This window comes from Superficieibacter sp., from assembly GCF_032071645.1.
GTDB lineage: Bacteria > Pseudomonadota > Gammaproteobacteria > Enterobacterales > Enterobacteriaceae > Superficieibacter.
Genome location: NZ_DAMAPU010000002.1, coordinates 379,624 through 397,031, shown reverse-complemented (window position 1 = coordinate 397,031; position 17,408 = coordinate 379,624). Strand labels below are relative to the sequence as shown.

The following is a 17,408-nucleotide window of genomic DNA, read 5'->3' as shown; positions in this document are numbered from 1 at the left end:
AATAACAATGATCAAGCTCGGCATCGTGATGGACCCCATCGCAAGCATTAACATCAAGAAAGACTCCAGCTTCGCTATGCTGCTCGAAGCCCAGCGTCGCGGTTATGAACTGCATTATATGGAGATGGCCGATCTCTATCTGATCAACGGCGAAGCCCGCGCCCGCACGCGCACCCTTGGCGTTGAGCAGAACTACGACAAATGGTACGAATTCACCGGCGAGCAGGATATCCACCTTGCTGATCTCGACGTCATCCTGATGCGTAAAGATCCGCCGTTTGATACCGAGTTTATCTACGCGACCTATATTCTCGAACGCGCGGAAGAACAGGGGACGCTGATCGTTAACAAGCCGCAGAGCCTGCGCGACTGTAACGAGAAACTCTATACCGCCTGGTTCTCCGACCTGACGCCGGATACGCTGGTTACCCGCAGCAAAATCCAGCTGAAAGCCTTCTGGCAGAAGCACGGCGATATCATCTTAAAACCGCTGGACGGCATGGGCGGCGCGTCGATCTTCCGGGTGAAAGCAGGCGATCCTAACCTCGGCGTGATCACCGAAACCCTGACCGAGCACGGCACCCGCTACTGCATGGCACAGAATTACCTTCCTGCCATCGTTGATGGCGACAAGCGCGTGCTGGTAGTCGATGGCGAGCCGGTGCCTTATTGCCTGGCACGCATTCCGCAGGGCGGTGAGACGCGCGGTAATCTGGCGGCCGGTGGCCGTGGCGAACCGCGTCCGCTGACCGACAGCGACTGGGAAATTGCCCGCCGCGTCGGACCCACGCTGAAAGCCAAGGGGCTGATTTTTGTGGGGCTGGATATTATCGGCGACCGCCTGACGGAAGTGAACGTCACCAGCCCGACCTGCATCCGCGAAATCGAAGCGCAGTTCCCGGTTTCCATTACCGGTATGCTGATGGACGCCATTGAGAAGCGCCTGACAAAGTAAAATGATACGGCGGGAGGGAACCCGCGTTAACGCTGCCACCGGTTAGTGACAGCGCCGGGCTTTCCCCGCATACTGGGCGTTGTTGCTTTTTTGAACCAGGAAACAGAACCTCTGACAATGAATTTACAGCATCACTTTTTGATTGCCATGCCCTCACTTCAGGACCCGCTGTTCCGTCGCGCTGTCGTTTACGTCTGCGAATATAATGAAGATGGCGCAATGGGGATTATTATTAACAAACCGTTGGAAAATCTTCAGGTTGAAGGCATTCTGGAAAAATTAAAAATCACGCCTGAACCGCGCGATCCGGCGATCCGTCTCGACAAACCCGTGCTGCTTGGCGGCCCGCTGGCAGAAGATCGCGGTTTTATTCTGCATACGCCCCCCTCCACCTTCGCCTCCAGCATCCGCATTTCCGACAATACAGTCATGACCACGTCGCGTGACGTGCTGGAAACGCTGGGCACCCACAATCAGCCCATTGATGTGCTGGTTGCCCTCGGCTACTCGTCGTGGGAAAAAGGCCAACTGGAGCAGGAACTGCTGGATAACGCCTGGCTTACCGCGCCTGCGGATCTCAACATTCTGTTTAAAACGCCGATTGCCGATCGCTGGCGCGAGGCGGCGAAACTGATTGGTATCGATATCCATACCATGCCTGGCGTAGCGGGGCACGCCTGATGAGCGGAACCCTTCTCGCCTTTGATTTTGGCACCAAAAGCATTGGCGTGGCGATTGGTCAGCGGATCACCGCCACCGCCAGGCCGCTTACCGCTATCAAAGCCCAGGACGGCACGCCCGACTGGACTATTATCGAGCGCCTGCTGAAAGAATGGCAGCCGGATGCAGTGATCGTCGGACTGCCGCTGAACATGGACGGCAGCGAGCAGCCGCTGACCGCGCGGGCACGTAAATTTGCCAATAAAATTCACGGCAGATTTGGCGTTGTGGTCACCCTGCATGATGAACGCTTAAGCACCGTCGAAGCGCGTGCCGGGCTGTTTGAGCACGGCGGCTTTCGCGCGCTAAATAAAGGCAGCATCGATTCCGCCTCGGCGGTGATTATTCTCGAAAGCTATTTCGAGCAGGGCTTCTAACTGTAAAAATGATCGGCGTTGTACTGGGACTGGTGACGCAGAAATTCATTGGCCCAGCTTACCGCCTGGGTCCGGTTTTTTACGCTAAGTTTGCGAAACACATTATATAAATGGGTCCGCACGGTATTTTCACTGATAAACAGAGCGCGGGCGATATCCATATTCGACGCCCCGCAGCGTAGTTCGTTGAGAATTTCACACTCGCGCTCGGTGAGCGGAATATCATTGCCGGACCCGACGACGCGATGAGTATCACTGGCAATATCTGGCTGTGCACCACTGATTTCTGCTGCCTCGCCGCGTAGTACCGCCTCAATACCCGCAACAATTTTTGTTTGTTCATCATCATAACGAAAAACGCCGTGCAGCGCAGGCCACTGCGCCCTTTCAAATAGCTCATGCGGCTGCGCGCCATTGAGGATCAGGAAACGGCAGTTTTCAGTCTGGCTGTTAAGAATATCGCACCAGATATTATTTAATTTTTTATTCGAGACGGCAATATCAAATAAAATTACCACGCCAGCAGGTAAACGCTGATCCAACGGCTTAGTGATATTTTGTATCCGCACAGAAACGGGAAGCTTTTCGCTAAGATAGCGGGCAAAAGAATGAGACTGTACGGAGGGGTAAGTAATAATAACAATCGGCTGCGTTGACGGTAATATATTGTCCTGTTCAAACATCCTTGCTCTCCTTAATTGGTGCAAATGACCATTATGCTGCAACGGTATTTGCTATAAATCATGCTTTAGGCTAATTCCCAAAACAATAATATCACCTGAAGAGCACCCAGAATAAGACAGCCTGACAGACGAGGGCCGTTTGGCCAGGCGCACGCCCTCGATCCCGGTCACACTTTACCGATCTGCTTTTGCAAAAGCGCCGTTGTTTCTATAAAAGAAACAAATCAGGGCGCGATCAGCCGCGCGGTGAGCTGTTGCAGTTCCTGATGCCGGGCAGTGACCACCTCTTCATCCGGCTGCCACAGCCCGGCAAAGGCCAGCGCGGCAGAGTGCGCGCCCAGCGGCTGGGCCATCGATACTTCGCCGTCCTGATGATGCCAGATGACGCTCCCCTGCTCGCGCTGCTGCTGAACGTGCGGTGCCAGTTGCTGCCACTGCGCTTCGGTGAAACGTTGCTGGAGATCGTCGTCGGATTCAGCCGCCAGCAGGGCCATGCCAATAACGGATTGCCATGCGGGCAGCATATGAAAACCGGCCAGCGCCTGACTGACCTGGCTGCCGGGTTCGGAGTGATAGATGTAGATCACCTGATCTTCCCACAGCACCCCCATGGCGACCACGATGTCACGCGGCGCATGGCGCTCAAGAATGGGCAGCGCCTGGGAAAACAGGGCGGAACCGCGTATCGCCTGTGCCGCCAGGGCATGAATGCCGGGACCGGGTAAATAGCGCCGCTGCTCGTCCTGCATCGTCAGCCCGATGGAAGCCATCGTCATCAGCAGTCTATTGACGCGGGTGGTGTTAATCCCCATCAGACGCGCCAGTTCACGGCAGCCGATGGCCCGGCCGCTGGAAACCAGATATTGCAGACAGCGGATGCCGTCTATCAGGCTTTGATTCGGTTGAGATGACATAGCAGTTAGGGTCCGCTTCGGGCTTAAGCAAAGTACAGATTCTAGCGCCAGTTGAGAAGGATACAAGGTAATGAAAATCTTTAGCCAGACCGATAACAGAACCTTTCCTGCAAAGCCGTTGCAGGCGGATTTACTGGTCGCCGGTGGCGGGCTGGCGGGATTGTGCGCCGCACTCGCCGCCGCGCGGGCCGGTTTAACGGTTATCCTGATTCAGGATCGCCCGGTGCTCGGCGGCAATGCCTCCAGCGAAGTGCGTCTGTGGGCCAACGGCGCGACCTCGCATATGGGCAACAATAACCGCTGGGCGCGTGAAGGCGGCATTATGGGTGAGATCCTCGAAGAGAATCTGTGGCGCAACAAAGAAGGCAATCCGGTGATGTTTGACCTGCTGCTACTGGATATGGCGAAAAGCCAGCCGGGGCTGACGTTGCTGCTGAATACCGCCGTTTATGCGGTGGAGCAGGAACAACAGCGCCTGACCGCCGTGCGCGCCTTTAATGCGATCAACGAAACGTTTTATGACGTCCGCGCCACGCAGTTTTGCGATGCCACCGGCGACGGCGTGCTGGGCTATCTGGCGGGCGCAGAGTTTCGCGAGGGTGCCGAAGAGGCTGACGAACTCGGCGAAAAAATGGCACCCGGCGACAGCTTCGGTCACAAGCTGGGGCATTCCATTTACTTTTACACCAAACAAACCGCAGGCCCGGTCCAGTTTGTTGCGCCTTCCTTTGCGCTGAAGGATATCACCGCTATCCCGCGCTACAAGCGGCTGACGTCCACGCTCAACGGCTGCGATCTGTGGTGGCTGGAATGGGGAGGCCGCCTGGATACGGTGCATGAGAGTGAAGAGATCAAGTGGGAACTGTGGAAGATTGTCTGGGGCGTCTGGGATCATATTAAAAACTCCGGCGAATTCCCGGAAGCGGACAACATGACCATTGAATGGGTGGGAGCCATTCCCGGCAAGCGCGAGAGCCGCCGGTTTATTGGCGATCATCTGCTGTGCCAGCAGGATATTATCGAACAGCGCGACCATTATGACGCGGTGGGCTACGGCGGCTGGTCTATCGACCTCCACCCGGCCGACGGCGTTTACAGCACGCATGACGGCTGCCGCCAGTTTCACAGTAAAGGCACCTATACCATCCCGTTTCGCAGCCTGTACAGCCGCTCGCTGGAGAACCTGTTTCTCACCGGACGCCTGATCTCCGCCTCCCACGTCGCCTTCGGCAGCGCCCGCGTGATGTGTACCTGCGGGCTGCTGGGAGAAGTGGTCGGCCAGGCCGCCGCCCTTTGCCACATGCAGCGCCTGACCCCGCACGAGCTGGCTGATAAAAGCCAGATTAATGCGCTCCAGCAACAGCTTCAGGCCAGTGGCTGTTATATCCCGCGCCAGGGACTTCACGACCCGGCGCGCGGGGCGACGGTCACGGTCAGTAGCGAACTCACGCTGAGCGAACTGCCCGCCAGCGGACAGTGGCACACGCTACGCGAACGCATGGCGCTGCTGGTGCCAATAAAGGCCGGGGAATCGCTCCCCGCCCTCACCCTGACCCTGCGCGGTCACGCCGCGCTGACGCTCGAACTGCTGGGCAGCCAGCGCGCCGGGAATTTCACGCCGGAATTATGCTATGCCACCCGCGAAATTAAGGTTGATGGCGAGGGGGAATATCCCTGCGTTTTTGACTGGCAAAGCGAGCGCGACCAGTACCTGTTTATCGCTTTTTCCGCCCAAAGCGGGGTGGATATCGCCCTTACCGACCTTCATCTTCCCGGCCTGATGACCGTCTTTAACAGCCTGAACGCCAGAGTCGCGAAACATACGCGCCAGGTGGCGGGCGGCGATTACGGCGTCGATGAATTTGATTTCTGGCTGCCGCGCCGTCGCCCGGACCAAATCATGCCCGCCCTGCGTTTTGCCACTCCGCTGCACTGCTTCGCTGCGCAGAACCTGCTTAATGGTCGCTTGCGTCCCGAACAGCAGAGCAATGCGTGGGTGCCCGCCGCAGAAGACGCCTCTCCCACCGTGCGCTGGCGCTGGGAACAGCCGCTGACGCTTACCTGCCTGACGCTGGTGCAGGATAACGACTTTGATAACGCGATGGAGACCGTACAAATGGGCCATCACCACGCCGTCACGCCGCACTGTATCACCCACTACCGCCTGTGGGCCGATGAGATCCTGCTGGCGGAAGTAAAAGACAATCACCATTCAGTTTGTACGCATCGGCTGGACAGGCCGCATGAAACGCTGGAGGTGCGGCTGGAGATCCTTGCCACGGCGGGTGCGCTGCCTGCGGTCTACTCGCTCAACGTGCGCTAAAGCAGCCCTGCCGCCACCCGCTGCTGATAGCTCTGGCTGAAGGTCTGCATTCCTGCCTGCTGCCCGGTCTGCATCACGCCGGGGAGCTGATGCGTTTTGCCCTCGCGAATAAGATTCGCCACCGCAGGCGTATTGACCAGGAGCTCAAACAGCGCCACTCGCCCCTGTTGCTGACTACGCTGGAGTTTCTGCGCCACTACCGCGCACAGGCTTCCGGCGAGCTGGCTGCGTACCTGATCTTTTTCCTGCGCCGGGAAAACGTCCACCAGTCGCTCCACCGCCTGTGCCGCGCCCCGCGTATGCAGCGTTGCCAGCACCAGATGCCCGGTTTCAGCGGCGGTTAACGCCAGCCGGATGGTTTCGCTGTCGCGCAGTTCGCCCAGCAGGATAACGTCGGGATCTTCCCGCAGCGCCGCGCGTAGCGCTCCGGCAAACGTGGTGCTGTGCCGACCGATTTCCCGCTGTTGGATCAGGCAGCGCTGGCTGGCGTGAACAAACTCAACAGGATCTTCCAGCGTCAGGATATGCCCGTCCAGATGATGATTAAGGTGATCGACCATGGCGGCAAGCGTGGTGGATTTGCCGCTTCCCGTTGCCCCGGTCACCAGAATCAGCCCGCTTTCTTCCCGCAACAGATCAGGCAGGGCGGCAGGCACATGCAGATCGGCAAGCCGGGGGGACATTTCCGGCAGCAGGCGCAACGCCAGCGAGGTGCCCTGGCTATGATTAAACGCGCTGGCCCGCAGCCGCTGCCCGGATGGCAGCGCAATGGCGAAGTCCACCTGGCCGCTGGCGAGCTGCGTGATTTGCCCCTCATCAAGAAATTCATGCAGCACGCTGTAAACATCCACGGCGGCAAAAGGCGCTGGCTCCAGCTTGCCCAGCCGCCGCCAGCGCGCAGGCCAGGCGTTGCACAGGTGTAGATCCGAGACGTTATGCTTTACACTAAGGCCAACAATTTCTTCCATATCCATACCATCATCCTCTGAAAATGAACGACATTGCGCATAACCTGGCACAGGTCAGGGAGAAAATCTCCGCCGCTTCAGCACGTTGCGGCCGGGATTCAGAAGAAGTTACGTTGCTTGCAGTCAGCAAAACAAAACCTGCGATCGCTGTCGCAGAAGCGGTGGCGGCTGGACAGCGGGCGTTTGGCGAAAACTATGTCCAGGAAGGCGTGGAAAAGATCCTTCATTTTCGCGAAGCGGACGTTGACGGATTGCAGTGGCATTTTATCGGGCCGTTGCAGTCGAATAAGAGCCGTCTGGTCGCCGAACATTTCGACTGGTGTCATACGGTGGATCGCCTGCGCATTGCCACGCGACTAAGCGAGCAGCGCCCGGCGCATTTACCGCCGCTTAACGTATTGATTCAGGTAAACATTAGCGATGAAACCAGTAAGTCAGGCATTGCGCTGGCGGACGTGGACGCGCTGGCCGATGCCATTGTGGAATTAAAAGGCGTGACGCTGCGCGGGCTAATGGCGATCCCGGCTCCAGAGTCAGAATATGTAAGGCAGTTTGCCGTAGCAGGGCAAATGGCTGTAGCATTTACGCGGCTTAAAACGCGTTATCCGACGGTAGACACGCTGTCGCTGGGCATGTCGGATGATATGGAAGCTGCAATTGCGGCGGGTAGCACGATGGTGCGCATCGGTACTGCTATTTTTGGTGCCCGCGACTACACAAAAAAATAAGGAACTCTGAGGAACGCCATGAATACGTTGTCCACTCTCCTTTCACTGGTTATCCAGGTTTACACGATGATATTGCTATTGCGGATCTGGATGCAGTGGGCACGCTGCGATTTCTACAATCCATTCGCACAATTTATTGTGAAGGCAACGCAGCCGATTATTGGACCATTACGCCGTTTTGTTCCGGCGATGGGTTCTATTGATACCGCATCGTTGCTGTTAGCGTTAATTCTCTGTATCGGAAAGGTTTTTTTGAACCCCTATGTTTCGATTACGGGAATTCTTATTCCCTTTGCGGCGGTACTGGTGCTGATTAAAACTGTTGGCTCGCTTATTTTCTGGGTGGTCCTCGCGATGTCCCTGATGAGCTGGATCAGCCGTGGACGCAGCCCGGTTGAGTATGTCCTTATACAGCTCACCGAGCCGTTATTGCGCCCGATCCGTAATTTACTGCCCTCCATGAGCGGCATTGATTTTTCTCCGATGATCCTCGTGCTGTTGATGTACGTGATCAACATGGGCGTCATGGAGTTACTGGCGAACGTGGCCACGCCGTTGGCCTACATCTGGGGCTGGGCATGACAGCGGTCAGCACCTGCTCTGACGGGCTGGTTTTACGGCTGTATATTCAGCCGAAAGCCAGCCGCGACAGCATCGTGGGGTTACATGGCGACGAGGTTAAGGTCGCCATTACTGCCCCGCCGGTGGACGGTCAGGCCAACGCGCACCTGGTGAAATTTCTCGCCAAACAGTTTCGCGTGGCAAAAAATCAGGTGCTGATTGAAAAAGGCGAGCTGGGCCGCCATAAACAGGTCAAGATTATTCATCCGCAAAAGATCCCGACGGAAGTCGCGGCGCTAACTGAGTAGATACCCTATGCAAAAAGTTGTCCTCGCTACCGGTAATCCCGGTAAAGTGCGTGAACTCGCCACGCTGCTGAGCGATTTCGGCCTTAATATTGTTGCGCAAACAGAACTGGGCGTGGACTCTGCCGAAGAGACCGGCCTGACGTTTATTGAAAACGCGATCCTCAAGGCGCGTCATGCTGCCCATATTACCGGCCTGCCTGCTATTGCCGATGATTCCGGTCTGGCGGTGGACGTGCTGGGCGGCGCGCCGGGGATTTACTCCGCGCGCTATTCCGGCGTGGACGCCAGCGACCAGCAGAATCTGGAAAAGCTGCTGGAAACGCTCAAAGACGTGCCTGACGATCGGCGCCAGGCACAGTTCCACTGCGTGCTGGTATATCTGCGTCATGCTGAAGATCCGACGCCGCTGGTGTGCCACGGCAGTTGGCCCGGCGTCATCACTCGCCAGCCTGCGGGCGCAGGCGGGTTTGGCTACGATCCCATTTTCTTCGTGCCAGCCGCAGGCAAAACTGCCGCCGAAATGACCCGCGAAGAAAAAAGTGCTATTTCCCATCGTGGACAGGCGCTGAAACAGTTACTGGAAGCCCTGCGTGATCGCTAATTTGCCGCCTCTGAGTCTGTACATTCATATCCCGTGGTGCGTGCAGAAATGCCCGTACTGCGATTTCAACTCGCACGCGCTGAAGGGCGAAGTGCCGCACGACGATTACGTTCAGCATTTGCTAAGCGATCTGGATGGCGATGTGGCTTACGCGCAGGGACGTGACGTTAAGACCATTTTTATCGGTGGCGGGACGCCGAGCCTGCTGTCAGGTCCGGCGATGCAAACGCTGCTGGACGGCGTGCGTGCGCGTCTGCCGCTGGCGGCGGATGCTGAGATCACGATGGAAGCCAACCCCGGCACGGTGGAGGCTGACCGTTTTGTGGAGTATCAGCGCGCGGGGATCAACCGCATTTCCATTGGGGTGCAGAGTTTTAGCGAAGCGAAATTGCAGCGGCTCGGACGGATCCACGGCCCGGAAGAGGCTAAACGCGCCGCACGACTGGCATCCGGGCTGGGACTGCGCAGCTTTAACCTCGATCTGATGCACGGCCTGCCGGATCAGTCTCTGGAAGAAGCGCTGGACGATTTACGTCAGGCCATCGCGCTTAATCCGCCGCATTTGTCCTGGTATCAGCTAACCATCGAGCCAAATACGCTATTCGGCTCGCGTCCGCCGGTGCTGCCGGACGACGACGCGCTGTGGGATATTTTCGAACAGGGGCATCAGCTCCTTACCGCTGCCGGGTATCAGCAGTATGAGACATCAGCCTACGCGAAGCCGGGCTATCAGTGTCAGCATAATCTCAACTATTGGCGTTTCGGCGACTATCTCGGTATTGGTTGCGGCGCGCATGGCAAAGTGACGTTTGCGGACGGGCGCATTCTGCGCACCACCAAAACGCGTCATCCGCGCGGCTATATGCAGGGGCGTTATCTGGAAAGCCAGCGCGATGTGGCGCAGGCCGATAAGCCGTTTGAGTTCTTTATGAACCGCTTCCGTCTGCTGGAGCCTGCGCCGCGCGCTGAGTTTGTCCGCTACACCGGCCTGGCGGAAGCCGCCGTCCGTGCGCAGATCGATGCCGCGCTGGCGCAGGGGTATCTCACCGAAAGCGACCAGCACTGGCAAATTACCGAGCACGGCAAGCTGTTTCTGAATTCGCTGCTGGAGCTGTTCCTCGCTGAGGAATAGCGCCAGCGCGCTTAGGGGATTACGCCCTCTTTGCGCATCCGCGCTACGCCCTCCTGCCAGCGTTTATAATCATGCTCCAGCTCGCGATTGCTGCTACCCAGAGCAAAGAGCTGGCGGCGTAATTCGTCCGTTTTTTTATCAAGCGCCTTATTCTCTTTATCCTGCATCTCCAGCGGTACCACACACTCCTTTTCCCTCGCGCATTTTTTCTGTTCTTCCAGACTGGCTAGCTCTGTTTCCAGCGTTTTTTTCTTTTCCAGCTGTTTGCTGAGGGTGGTCTTTTGTACCGCAAAGCTGGTGTCAATTTTCGCAAACTGAGTCATAAAGTTGCTGTCGTTGACGACCAGTGATTTGCTGAGATCCTCGTTTTTGTCAAACGGCCTGCCTGCATTTCTCGCCGCCGTCTGCATTGAGAAGAATTCCGTTTTCCAGCCAGAATCTTTTGTGCCTACGGCGGTCATCATCGCCGAAAATTTTACCGGCTGGCCTTTAGTCCAGGTTCGTTCATAAAACAGATACTCACCCGCCTCTCCGACAAGGGAGTACAGGTTGTCGCTGGCTGACATATCCCCTTCCACCATGTAGGTTGCCCGATTGCCCACGGCATCCAGCTGGCGCAGCGAGATTTTCTCCAGTTGCATCAGACCCTGATGCCGATCGCTAAACTGTTTTTTAATGACGTTGTCGCCAGGAGTATTGGTATCGGCAATGGCGTAACCGGAGGAGAGAAACAGGAGAGCGAGGCCCACGGGCCAGCATGTTTTCATAACAAAATCCTTTTTGAGATAGTTTTCTCCGACATTATATCTTTGGTTATTATTTGTCTCATAACGTTTTTCTGGAAGGCATCTTCCAGATTCTGACATTGTTTGTGGTGGTTGCGCATGAGGTCAGCACAATGGACGCATGGAGAATGTTAAAGCATTAAGAGCGCAGCAAACCCCTGAAGAGCAACGTCTCTGGCAACTTCTGCGTGCGCGCCGCTTTTATGGATACAAGTTTCGTCGTCAGGTGCCGATAGGGGCATATATCGTTGATTTCGCCTGTTATGAGGCGAGATTGATTGTTGAACTGGACGGTGGGCAACATGCCGAAAGAGCGGAGTATGATTTATCGAGAACCGCTTTTTTGCAGGCTAAAGGCTGGCGGGTGATCCGCTTCTGGAATAATGATTTCAGGGCGTTTGAAGAGGGAGTGCTAATGGTGATTCTGGAGCATTTGCGGGCTGGTGGGGATAAGGCTGGATCAGCATGAGCGCGGTGGATGGGGTTCCCCCTCTCCCTAACCCTCTCCCTCAAGGGAGAGGGGACTGTCTGGCATCGTTGTTAAGCGGGGCGTTCATCTCAGGCTGGGTAATCTACAAATCCCCAACCGTGGTACATTCCACTCCCTCTCCCTCCGGGAGAGGGCCGGGGAGAGGGCATTCGTGGGCACGCCCACTCCCTCAAGGGAGAGGGAACCGTCTGGCATCGTTGTTACGCGGGGCGTTCATCTCAGGCTGGGTAATCCACAAATCCCCAACAGTGGTACATTCCACTCCCTCTCCCTCCGGGAGAGGGCCGGGGTGAGGGCATTCGTGGGCACTCCCCTCCCTCAGGGGAGAGGGAAAAGCGTCAGCCTTATTTCAGCCCGCCCACCAGCGCTTTGCGGCTGTCTTCGAGGGAAATCACCCGCTGGCACACATCTTTACCAAACTGCTGAAAATCCTGTTCCTGATTTTTCCATTCGTTCTGTACGGCGGTTTGCAGACCGCCGAGATTGCCGAGCACGCTTTGCAGCGGGTTACCGCCTTTGGTCACCGCCTGCGCGCCCATCTCGTTGATGCTGTCCTGGAGCAGCCCACCCATCGCCTGATTCACCAGTTGCTGACCGTTAGCGCGAACCTGATCAATCGCCTGATAGTGGAACGTCAGCCCGTCGGTGCGACGTTCGATAATTTTATTCAGTTGCTCTTTAAGCTGCGCATCGAGCTGAGTCAGGCGGTTGCGCATTTTGCTGTTGGAACCAACCTGTTGGGTGATGATTTTATCCAACGCCACGCGGCCTTTTTCGACGCGGGTGCGGGCACCATTATCAATCCACGGCAGGGCGTTACGTAAATCGGACTGGTAATCTTTCGCCTGCTCGCGCTGACTGGCGCTGAGGGTGTACTGCTTGCCGTTGAACATCACGCTGCCATCCGGGGCGATCACCAGATTGCCGTTTTCACCTTTCACCTGTACGGTTTGCGGGTTTAAGATCACGTCGTCGCGCGGCGTGACGCTACATTTGTAGTCTGCCTGCGCGGCAAACGCCGTTACCGTCAGTGCCGCTGCCAGCAGCGCTTTACGCATCATAGATATTCCCCTGAAGACAAAATGGGCCAGCATATGCCAGCCCTGTGTTTCTTAGTCCCACCAGACGTCGAAAAGTTCGCTGGTGCGCACGTCTTCGAGCTTGCGCTCTTCCAGCCATTTACGCACTTTTGCCTGGTCTTCTTCGGTGCATTTGCCAATTTCCTGACGGCAAATCAGCCCTTCCCAGGCAAGGTAGCCGCTGCCATCAAAGGCCAGTTTGTTCGGCTCAATGACGTCGTTGATAAAGTCATCAACGGTTTGATCGACCTGCTCTTCCGACGTGCCCTCCGGGAAACGGAACGCGACGGAAAAACCTAATTCCTGAAACTCGTCGATGTGCATTTTTTTACGCAGACGACGGCTACGATTCTTTGCCATTATTTCACCCTCTCGAACATTAAGTCCCATACGCCGTGACCAAGACGATGGCCACGCTGTTCAAATTTGGTTACCGGACGCGACTCCGGGCGCGGTACATAGTCATTGCTGGCAGACTGATTTTTATAACCGTCCAGCGCCGACATCACTTCCAGCATATGTTCCGCATAGGCTTCCCAGTCGGTTGCCATATGAAAGACGCCGCCCAGCTTCAGTTTGCTTTTCACCAGCTCCGCAAATTCGGTCTGAACGATACGGCGTTTATTATGACGGGCTTTATGCCACGGGTCAGGGAAAAAGAGCTGAACCATGGTTAAAGAATTGTCAGGGATCATTTTGTGCAGCACTTCAACCGCGTCATGACACATCACGCGCAGGTTTTCCACGCCCTCTTCCTGCGCGGAGGCCAGGCAGGCACCGACGCCCGGCGAGTGAACTTCAATGCCGAGGAAGTTTTGTTCCGGCTTTGCTTTTGCCATAGTGACCAGCGAAGCCCCCATACCAAAGCCGATTTCCAGCGTGACCGGTGCTTCACGGCCAAACAGGGCGGCAAAATCCAGCGGCGCGTCGGAAAACTCAACGCCCATCACCGGCCAGTAGTGATCCAGCGCGTGCTGCTGCCCTTTGGTCAGGCGTCCCTGGCGGCGGACGAAGCTGCGGATACGGCGCAGCGGGCGACCGTTCTCATCAAATTCCGGTGAAATGACGTCGTTATTCATAAAAGTAAGTCTGCTTGTGAGAGTCTTCGGGAAAACGGGCATTATCCAAAGTTAGTTGCCGGATGCAAGCATAGCAAAGATCCGATTTACAGCCTCGCCCGGCTGTGCTGGAATCTGGCCCCCTGATACTGCAAATTCGGAAGCCAGCTTTGACCTTACAAGCGTCTCAATTTTCAGCCCGCGTGCTGGAATGGTACGACCAATACGGGCGGAAAACGCTGCCCTGGCAAACAGAAAAAACGCCCTACAAAGTATGGCTCTCGGAAGTGATGTTGCAGCAGACGCAGGTTGCGACCGTGATCCCCTATTTCGAGCGTTTTATGGCGCGCTTCCCAACGGTGACGGATCTCGCGCAGGCCCCGCTCGACGAAGTGCTGCACCTGTGGACCGGGCTTGGTTACTACGCCCGCGCACGCAATTTGCACAAGGCCGCGCAGCAGGTTGCCAGTCTTCACGGTGGTATTTTCCCGCAAACGTTTGAGGACGTTGCCGCCCTGCCCGGCGTGGGTCGTTCAACCGCCGGGGCGATTTTGTCGCTCTCCCTCGGTCAGCATTATCCGATTCTGGATGGTAACGTTAAGCGCGTACTGGCCCGCTGCTATGCTGTTGGCGGCTGGCCTGGAAAAAAAGAGGTCGAAAACCGCCTGTGGACGCTAAGCGAAAAGGTGACGCCCGCGCAGGGCGTGGCGCGCTTTAATCAGGCGATGATGGATTTGGGGGCGATGGTTTGCACCCGCTCAAAACCGAAATGCGAACTGTGCCCGCTTCACACTGGCTGCGAGGCTTACGCCACGCACAGCTGGGCGCAGTACCCTGGGAAAAAGCCGAAGCAGACGCTGCCGGAGCGCACCGGTTATCTGCTGCTGATGCAGCATAACGATGAGGTGTATCTGGCGCAGCGACCGCCCAGCGGTCTGTGGGGAGGCTTGTTTTGCTTCCCGCAGTTTGCCAGCGAGGAAGCCTTAAGAGAGTGGCTGGCACAGCGGCAGATCGGCGCTAATAATCTGCGTCAGTTGACCGCCTTTCGCCATACTTTCAGCCATTTCCATCTGGATATTGTGCCAATGTGGCTTCCGGTGTCCTCTTTCCACTCATGCATGGATGAAGGCAACGCGCTCTGGTATAACTTAGCGCAACCGCCGTCAGTCGGACTGGCGGCACCCGTGGAGCGCCTGTTACAGCAGCTACGCGCCGGAGCCTTTGCATAACGCTCTGGCCGATAACGAGGAATATTTATGAGCAGAACTATTTTTTGTACCTTCCTGCAACGCGATGCCGAAGGTCAGGATTTCCAGCTTTACCCCGGCGAGTTAGGCAAACGTATCTATAACGAGATCTCCAAAGAAGCCTGGGCGCAGTGGCAGCAGAAGCAGACCATGCTGATCAACGAGAAAAAGCTCAATATGATGAACGTCGATCATCGTAAATTGCTGGAGCAGGAGATGATCAACTTCCTGTTTGAGGGCAAAGACGTGCATATCGAAGGCTACACGCCGGAAGACAAAAAATAATATTCATTCAACCCAACATACGCTCCCGGAATGATGAAAAAATATTTAGCGCTAGCCCTTATTGCGCCGTTACTCGTCTCCTGTTCAGATTCAAAAAAACAGGGTGAAGCGTTTAACGAAGCCTGGGTCAAGGATACCAACAGCTTTGACATTTTGATGGGTCAGTTTGCCCATAACATCGAGAATATCTGGGGTTATAAAGAAGTCCTGATCGCAGGCCCAAAGGATTACGTTAAATATACCGATGGGTATCAGACGCGTAGCCACATCAACTTTGATGACGGCACGATCACCATCGAAACCATTTCCGGGACCGAGCCTGCCGCGCGGCTGCGTCAGGCGATTATCCAGACCCTGTTGATGGGCGACGATCCGGGTTCCATCGACCTCTATTCGGACGCCGATGATATCCAGATTTCGAAGCAGCCCTTCCTGTACGGTCAGGTGGTGGATAACAACGGCGAGCCGATCCGCTGGGAGTGGCGTGCGGCCCGCTATGCCGATTATCTGCTACAGCAGCGGATGAAAAGCCGTAACAACGGTCTGCACATCATCTACAGCATTACCATCAATCTGGTGCCCAACCACCTTGATAAACGTGCGCACAAATACATCGGCATGGTGCGTCAGTCCGCGCGTAAGTATGGTGTCGATGAGTCATTGATCCTCGCCATCATGCAGACCGAATCCTCCTTCAACCCTTATGCGGTGAGCCATTCTGACGCGCTGGGCCTGATGCAGGTGGTGCAACACAGCGCCGGAAGAGATGTGTTCAGGATGCAGGGGAAAAGCGGGACGCCGGACCGTAGCTATCTGTTCGATCCGGCAAGCAATATTGATACGGGGACGGCGTATCTGGCGATGCTCAGCAATGTGTATCTGGCGGGCATCACTAACCCGACGTCGCGCCGCTATGCGGTGATCACCGCTTATAACGGCGGCGCGGGCAGCGTGCTGCGCATGTTCTCTGAAGATAAAGCGCAGGCGGCAAATATGATTAACAGCATGTCGCCGGGCGATCTCTATCAGACCATTACCACCCGCCATCCGTCGGCGGAATCGCGGCGCTATCTCTACAAAGTAAACAGCGCCCAGAAGACCTATCGCCGGAAATAAAGCCCGGCCCCTGCTTGTCAGGGGCTGACGCTACGCCTGCATTTTCTGTTCGAAATTTACCGCCGCGCCGATTAAATTGGCGCTGCTGCGGTGCTGGCAAAGAAGCACCTCAGGCATAAACTCCGTCAGACCTCTTTCAGCCACCAGCGCCTGCAACCGCTGCCTGATGCCAGCAAACAGCGCGTCATTGGCAGAGATGCCGCCACCGATAATAATACAGTCGGGATCGTAACAGACCTGCAAATTGAGCAGCCCGACGGCCATCCAGTGATAAAACTGCGCCAGTTCTTCCAGCGCCACCGCATCGCCTTCCTGCGCCCGTTGAAAAACGTCCGCCCCGGACAGTTTTTCCGCCGTCGGCACGCGCTGATTGTAGCGTCTGGCCATCGCCACCGCCGTTCCCAGCTCGCTGAATGTATGCCCGTCATCCAGGATCATCAGGCCAAATTCCCCGGCGTATTTATGGCTGCCACGTTGCAGGATTTTATTGCGCACGATAGCACCGCCAACGCCGGAGCCGACAATCACAAACAGCACCTGCTTCTTGTCGCGCCCCGCGCCGACGGCAGCTTCCGCGATACCTGCCGCGTTAGCATCGTTTTCGATATGCACCGGCAGTTCAAACAGCGTTTCGAGTTCAGCCACGAGAGGAAAATGATGAATGTACGGAATAGCGCTTAGCCCACCAATTACGCCGCTGTCAGGATCGACATTTCCCGGTGCGCTGATGGCGATACCGTCGAGCGTAAAGCGGCGCTGGCAGTGGCGAAAGATGTCCATCATCAGCGCTTTCATAGCAGGCCAGCTGGAGGGCGTAGTGGCGGCAGCGCTTATTTGCAGCGCCCCGTTATCCCAGACGCCATATTTTACCGATGAGCCGCCCCAGTCAAATAGCATAATTGCCATTCATTCCTCCTTGATTATATATCAGAGCCATTCATAGATTTCCTGAATATTTAAAGTCAGGCATTTTTCCATTTATTACACCTCTTGTCTCCTCCACTCAACATAAAATTACGTCGCGTAGGTAAATCAGGAACCGGGATCACAAAAGACATATCTTTTATAAATATTGATA

General features: G+C 56.1%; 21 protein-coding genes. 13 read left to right on the top strand and 8 right to left on the bottom strand.

The annotated features are described in order from the left end of the window. The first annotated feature begins 7 nt into the window (after nt 1-7). The 3 genes from gshB (at nt 8) to ruvX (ending at nt 2,052) form a co-directional block, all read left to right on the top strand. Nucleotides 8-955 carry a glutathione synthase gene (gshB, locus tag RT197_RS06230; protein ID WP_312948399.1) on the top strand — a complete coding sequence of 316 codons (948 nt, stop codon included), beginning with the start codon at nt 8-10 and terminating at the stop codon, nt 953-955. Between the two features lie 117 nt (nt 956-1,072). Then, nucleotides 1,073-1,636 (top strand): YqgE/AlgH family protein, encoded by a 564-nt coding sequence (locus RT197_RS06225; protein ID WP_312948398.1) that lies wholly within the window; start codon nt 1,073-1,075, stop codon nt 1,634-1,636. After that, the gene (gene ruvX / locus RT197_RS06220; protein ID WP_312948396.1) at nt 1,636-2,052 is read left to right on the top strand and encodes a Holliday junction resolvase RuvX; all 417 of its coding nucleotides are present in this window, start codon (nt 1,636-1,638) and stop codon (nt 2,050-2,052) included. Before RT197_RS06225 ends, ruvX begins: the two co-directional genes overlap by 1 nt. On the opposite strand, the gene RT197_RS06215 is transcribed toward ruvX, so the two are convergent. Both RT197_RS06215 and RT197_RS06210 read right to left on the bottom strand, forming a co-directional pair. Further along, a complete protein-coding gene (locus RT197_RS06215) occupies nt 2,049-2,735 on the bottom strand; it encodes a LuxR C-terminal-related transcriptional regulator (RefSeq protein WP_312948394.1) in 687 nt (228 codons plus the stop codon). The genes ruvX and RT197_RS06215 overlap by 4 nt on opposite strands. Before the next feature lie 224 nt (nt 2,736-2,959). Continuing rightward, nucleotides 2,960-3,649 carry an IclR family transcriptional regulator gene (locus RT197_RS06210; RefSeq protein WP_312948392.1) on the bottom strand — a complete coding sequence of 230 codons (690 nt, stop codon included), beginning with the start codon at nt 3,647-3,649 and terminating at the stop codon, nt 2,960-2,962. A gap of 70 nt (nt 3,650-3,719) precedes the next feature. Between RT197_RS06210 and RT197_RS06205 the strand changes: the two genes are divergently transcribed. After that, nucleotides 3,720-5,972 (top strand): FAD-dependent oxidoreductase, encoded by a 2,253-nt coding sequence (locus tag RT197_RS06205; protein WP_312948390.1) that lies wholly within the window; start codon nt 3,720-3,722, stop codon nt 5,970-5,972. On the opposite strand, the gene RT197_RS06200 is transcribed toward RT197_RS06205, so the two are convergent. Beyond that, the gene (locus RT197_RS06200; RefSeq protein ID WP_312948388.1) at nt 5,969-6,946 is read right to left on the bottom strand and encodes a type IV pilus twitching motility protein PilT; all 978 of its coding nucleotides are present in this window, start codon (nt 6,944-6,946) and stop codon (nt 5,969-5,971) included. The genes RT197_RS06205 and RT197_RS06200 overlap by 4 nt on opposite strands. A gap of 17 nt (nt 6,947-6,963) precedes the next feature. On the opposite strand from RT197_RS06200, the gene RT197_RS06195 reads away from it, so the two are divergent. The 5 genes from RT197_RS06195 to hemW are packed head-to-tail and all read left to right on the top strand — an operon-like array spanning nt 6,964 to nt 10,270. Further along, nucleotides 6,964-7,668, top strand: coding sequence for a YggS family pyridoxal phosphate-dependent enzyme (locus RT197_RS06195; RefSeq protein WP_312948387.1), 705 nt, complete (start codon nt 6,964-6,966; stop codon nt 7,666-7,668). Between the two features lie 18 nt (nt 7,669-7,686). Then, nucleotides 7,687-8,250 (top strand): YggT family protein, encoded by a 564-nt coding sequence (locus tag RT197_RS06190; protein WP_312948386.1) that lies wholly within the window; start codon nt 7,687-7,689, stop codon nt 8,248-8,250. Then, complete coding sequence (yggU, locus tag RT197_RS06185; RefSeq protein WP_312948385.1) at nt 8,247-8,537, top strand: DUF167 family protein YggU; 291 nt, start codon at nt 8,247-8,249, stop codon at nt 8,535-8,537. The genes RT197_RS06190 and yggU overlap by 4 nt, the downstream gene beginning before the upstream one ends. 7 nt (nt 8,538-8,544) lie before the next feature. Then, the gene (locus RT197_RS06180; protein WP_312948383.1) at nt 8,545-9,138 is read left to right on the top strand and encodes an XTP/dITP diphosphatase; all 594 of its coding nucleotides are present in this window, start codon (nt 8,545-8,547) and stop codon (nt 9,136-9,138) included. Then, entirely contained in the window at nt 9,131-10,270 is a 1,140-nt protein-coding gene (gene hemW, locus RT197_RS06175) for a radical SAM family heme chaperone HemW (RefSeq protein ID WP_312948608.1), read from the top strand. Before RT197_RS06180 ends, hemW begins: the two co-directional genes overlap by 8 nt. A gap of 11 nt (nt 10,271-10,281) precedes the next feature. On the opposite strand, the gene RT197_RS06170 is transcribed toward hemW, so the two are convergent. After that, on the bottom strand, nt 10,282-11,037 hold the full coding sequence (locus RT197_RS06170) for a DUF1202 family protein (RefSeq protein WP_312948381.1): 756 nt from the start codon (nt 11,035-11,037) through the stop codon (nt 10,282-10,284). A gap of 139 nt (nt 11,038-11,176) precedes the next feature. Between RT197_RS06170 and RT197_RS06165 the strand changes: the two genes are divergently transcribed. Beyond that, nucleotides 11,177-11,524 carry an endonuclease domain-containing protein gene (locus tag RT197_RS06165; RefSeq protein WP_312948379.1) on the top strand — a complete coding sequence of 116 codons (348 nt, stop codon included), beginning with the start codon at nt 11,177-11,179 and terminating at the stop codon, nt 11,522-11,524. A gap of 365 nt (nt 11,525-11,889) precedes the next feature. Here RT197_RS06165 and RT197_RS06160 read toward each other — a convergent pair whose 3' ends face one another. The 3 genes from RT197_RS06160 to trmB are packed head-to-tail and all read right to left on the bottom strand — an operon-like array spanning nt 11,890 to nt 13,703. Then, nucleotides 11,890-12,606, bottom strand: a complete 717-nt coding sequence (locus RT197_RS06160; RefSeq protein ID WP_312948377.1) for a DUF2884 domain-containing protein — start codon at nt 12,604-12,606, stop codon at nt 11,890-11,892. A gap of 51 nt (nt 12,607-12,657) precedes the next feature. Continuing rightward, nucleotides 12,658-12,984 carry a YggL family protein gene (locus tag RT197_RS06155; RefSeq protein WP_312948375.1) on the bottom strand — a complete coding sequence of 109 codons (327 nt, stop codon included), beginning with the start codon at nt 12,982-12,984 and terminating at the stop codon, nt 12,658-12,660. After that, nucleotides 12,984-13,703: a tRNA (guanosine(46)-N7)-methyltransferase TrmB gene (trmB, locus tag RT197_RS06150; RefSeq protein WP_312948373.1), complete on the bottom strand. Its 720-nt coding sequence runs from the start codon at nt 13,701-13,703 to the stop codon at nt 12,984-12,986. The genes RT197_RS06155 and trmB overlap by 1 nt, the downstream gene beginning before the upstream one ends. 149 nt (nt 13,704-13,852) lie before the next feature. On the opposite strand from trmB, the gene mutY reads away from it, so the two are divergent. From mutY to mltC, 3 genes are read left to right on the top strand one after another with little or no spacing between them, the layout of a single operon-like run. After that, the gene (gene mutY, locus RT197_RS06145; RefSeq protein WP_312948371.1) at nt 13,853-14,911 is read left to right on the top strand and encodes an A/G-specific adenine glycosylase; all 1,059 of its coding nucleotides are present in this window, start codon (nt 13,853-13,855) and stop codon (nt 14,909-14,911) included. 27 nt (nt 14,912-14,938) lie between these two features. Beyond that, a complete protein-coding gene (locus RT197_RS06140) occupies nt 14,939-15,214 on the top strand; it encodes an oxidative damage protection protein (RefSeq protein WP_312948369.1) in 276 nt (91 codons plus the stop codon). Between the two features lie 30 nt (nt 15,215-15,244). After that, nucleotides 15,245-16,330 carry a membrane-bound lytic murein transglycosylase MltC gene (gene mltC / locus RT197_RS06135; protein ID WP_312948367.1) on the top strand — a complete coding sequence of 362 codons (1,086 nt, stop codon included), beginning with the start codon at nt 15,245-15,247 and terminating at the stop codon, nt 16,328-16,330. Between the two features lie 30 nt (nt 16,331-16,360). Here mltC and RT197_RS06130 read toward each other — a convergent pair whose 3' ends face one another. Next, nucleotides 16,361-17,236 carry an ROK family protein gene (locus RT197_RS06130; protein WP_312948365.1) on the bottom strand — a complete coding sequence of 292 codons (876 nt, stop codon included), beginning with the start codon at nt 17,234-17,236 and terminating at the stop codon, nt 16,361-16,363. Nucleotides 17,237-17,408: the final 172 nt, after the last annotated feature.

What these genes read in the sequence shown, in the direction of transcription:
- gshB (WP_312948399.1), top strand. Translation starts at nt 8, where the DNA reads ATGATCAAGCTCGGCATCGTGATGGACCCCATCGCAAGCATTAACATC.
- RT197_RS06225 (WP_312948398.1), top strand. Translation starts at nt 1,073, where the DNA reads ATGAATTTACAGCATCACTTTTTGATTGCCATGCCCTCACTTCAGGAC.
- ruvX (WP_312948396.1), top strand. Translation starts at nt 1,636, where the DNA reads ATGAGCGGAACCCTTCTCGCCTTTGATTTTGGCACCAAAAGCATTGGC.
- RT197_RS06215 (WP_312948394.1), bottom strand. Translation starts at nt 2,735, where the DNA reads ATGTTTGAACAGGACAATATATTACCGTCAACGCAGCCGATTGTTATT.
- RT197_RS06210 (WP_312948392.1), bottom strand. Translation starts at nt 3,649, where the DNA reads ATGTCATCTCAACCGAATCAAAGCCTGATAGACGGCATCCGCTGTCTG.
- RT197_RS06205 (WP_312948390.1), top strand. Translation starts at nt 3,720, where the DNA reads ATGAAAATCTTTAGCCAGACCGATAACAGAACCTTTCCTGCAAAGCCG.
- RT197_RS06200 (WP_312948388.1), bottom strand. Translation starts at nt 6,946, where the DNA reads ATGGATATGGAAGAAATTGTTGGCCTTAGTGTAAAGCATAACGTCTCG.
- RT197_RS06195 (WP_312948387.1), top strand. Translation starts at nt 6,964, where the DNA reads ATGAACGACATTGCGCATAACCTGGCACAGGTCAGGGAGAAAATCTCC.
- RT197_RS06190 (WP_312948386.1), top strand. Translation starts at nt 7,687, where the DNA reads ATGAATACGTTGTCCACTCTCCTTTCACTGGTTATCCAGGTTTACACG.
- yggU (WP_312948385.1), top strand. Translation starts at nt 8,247, where the DNA reads ATGACAGCGGTCAGCACCTGCTCTGACGGGCTGGTTTTACGGCTGTAT.
- RT197_RS06180 (WP_312948383.1), top strand. Translation starts at nt 8,545, where the DNA reads ATGCAAAAAGTTGTCCTCGCTACCGGTAATCCCGGTAAAGTGCGTGAA.
- RT197_RS06170 (WP_312948381.1), bottom strand. Translation starts at nt 11,037, where the DNA reads ATGAAAACATGCTGGCCCGTGGGCCTCGCTCTCCTGTTTCTCTCCTCC.
- RT197_RS06165 (WP_312948379.1), top strand. Translation starts at nt 11,177, where the DNA reads ATGGAGAATGTTAAAGCATTAAGAGCGCAGCAAACCCCTGAAGAGCAA.
- RT197_RS06160 (WP_312948377.1), bottom strand. Translation starts at nt 12,606, where the DNA reads ATGATGCGTAAAGCGCTGCTGGCAGCGGCACTGACGGTAACGGCGTTT.
- RT197_RS06155 (WP_312948375.1), bottom strand. Translation starts at nt 12,984, where the DNA reads ATGGCAAAGAATCGTAGCCGTCGTCTGCGTAAAAAAATGCACATCGAC.
- trmB (WP_312948373.1), bottom strand. Translation starts at nt 13,703, where the DNA reads ATGAATAACGACGTCATTTCACCGGAATTTGATGAGAACGGTCGCCCG.
- RT197_RS06140 (WP_312948369.1), top strand. Translation starts at nt 14,939, where the DNA reads ATGAGCAGAACTATTTTTTGTACCTTCCTGCAACGCGATGCCGAAGGT.
- mltC (WP_312948367.1), top strand. Translation starts at nt 15,245, where the DNA reads ATGATGAAAAAATATTTAGCGCTAGCCCTTATTGCGCCGTTACTCGTC.
- RT197_RS06130 (WP_312948365.1), bottom strand. Translation starts at nt 17,236, where the DNA reads ATGGCAATTATGCTATTTGACTGGGGCGGCTCATCGGTAAAATATGGC.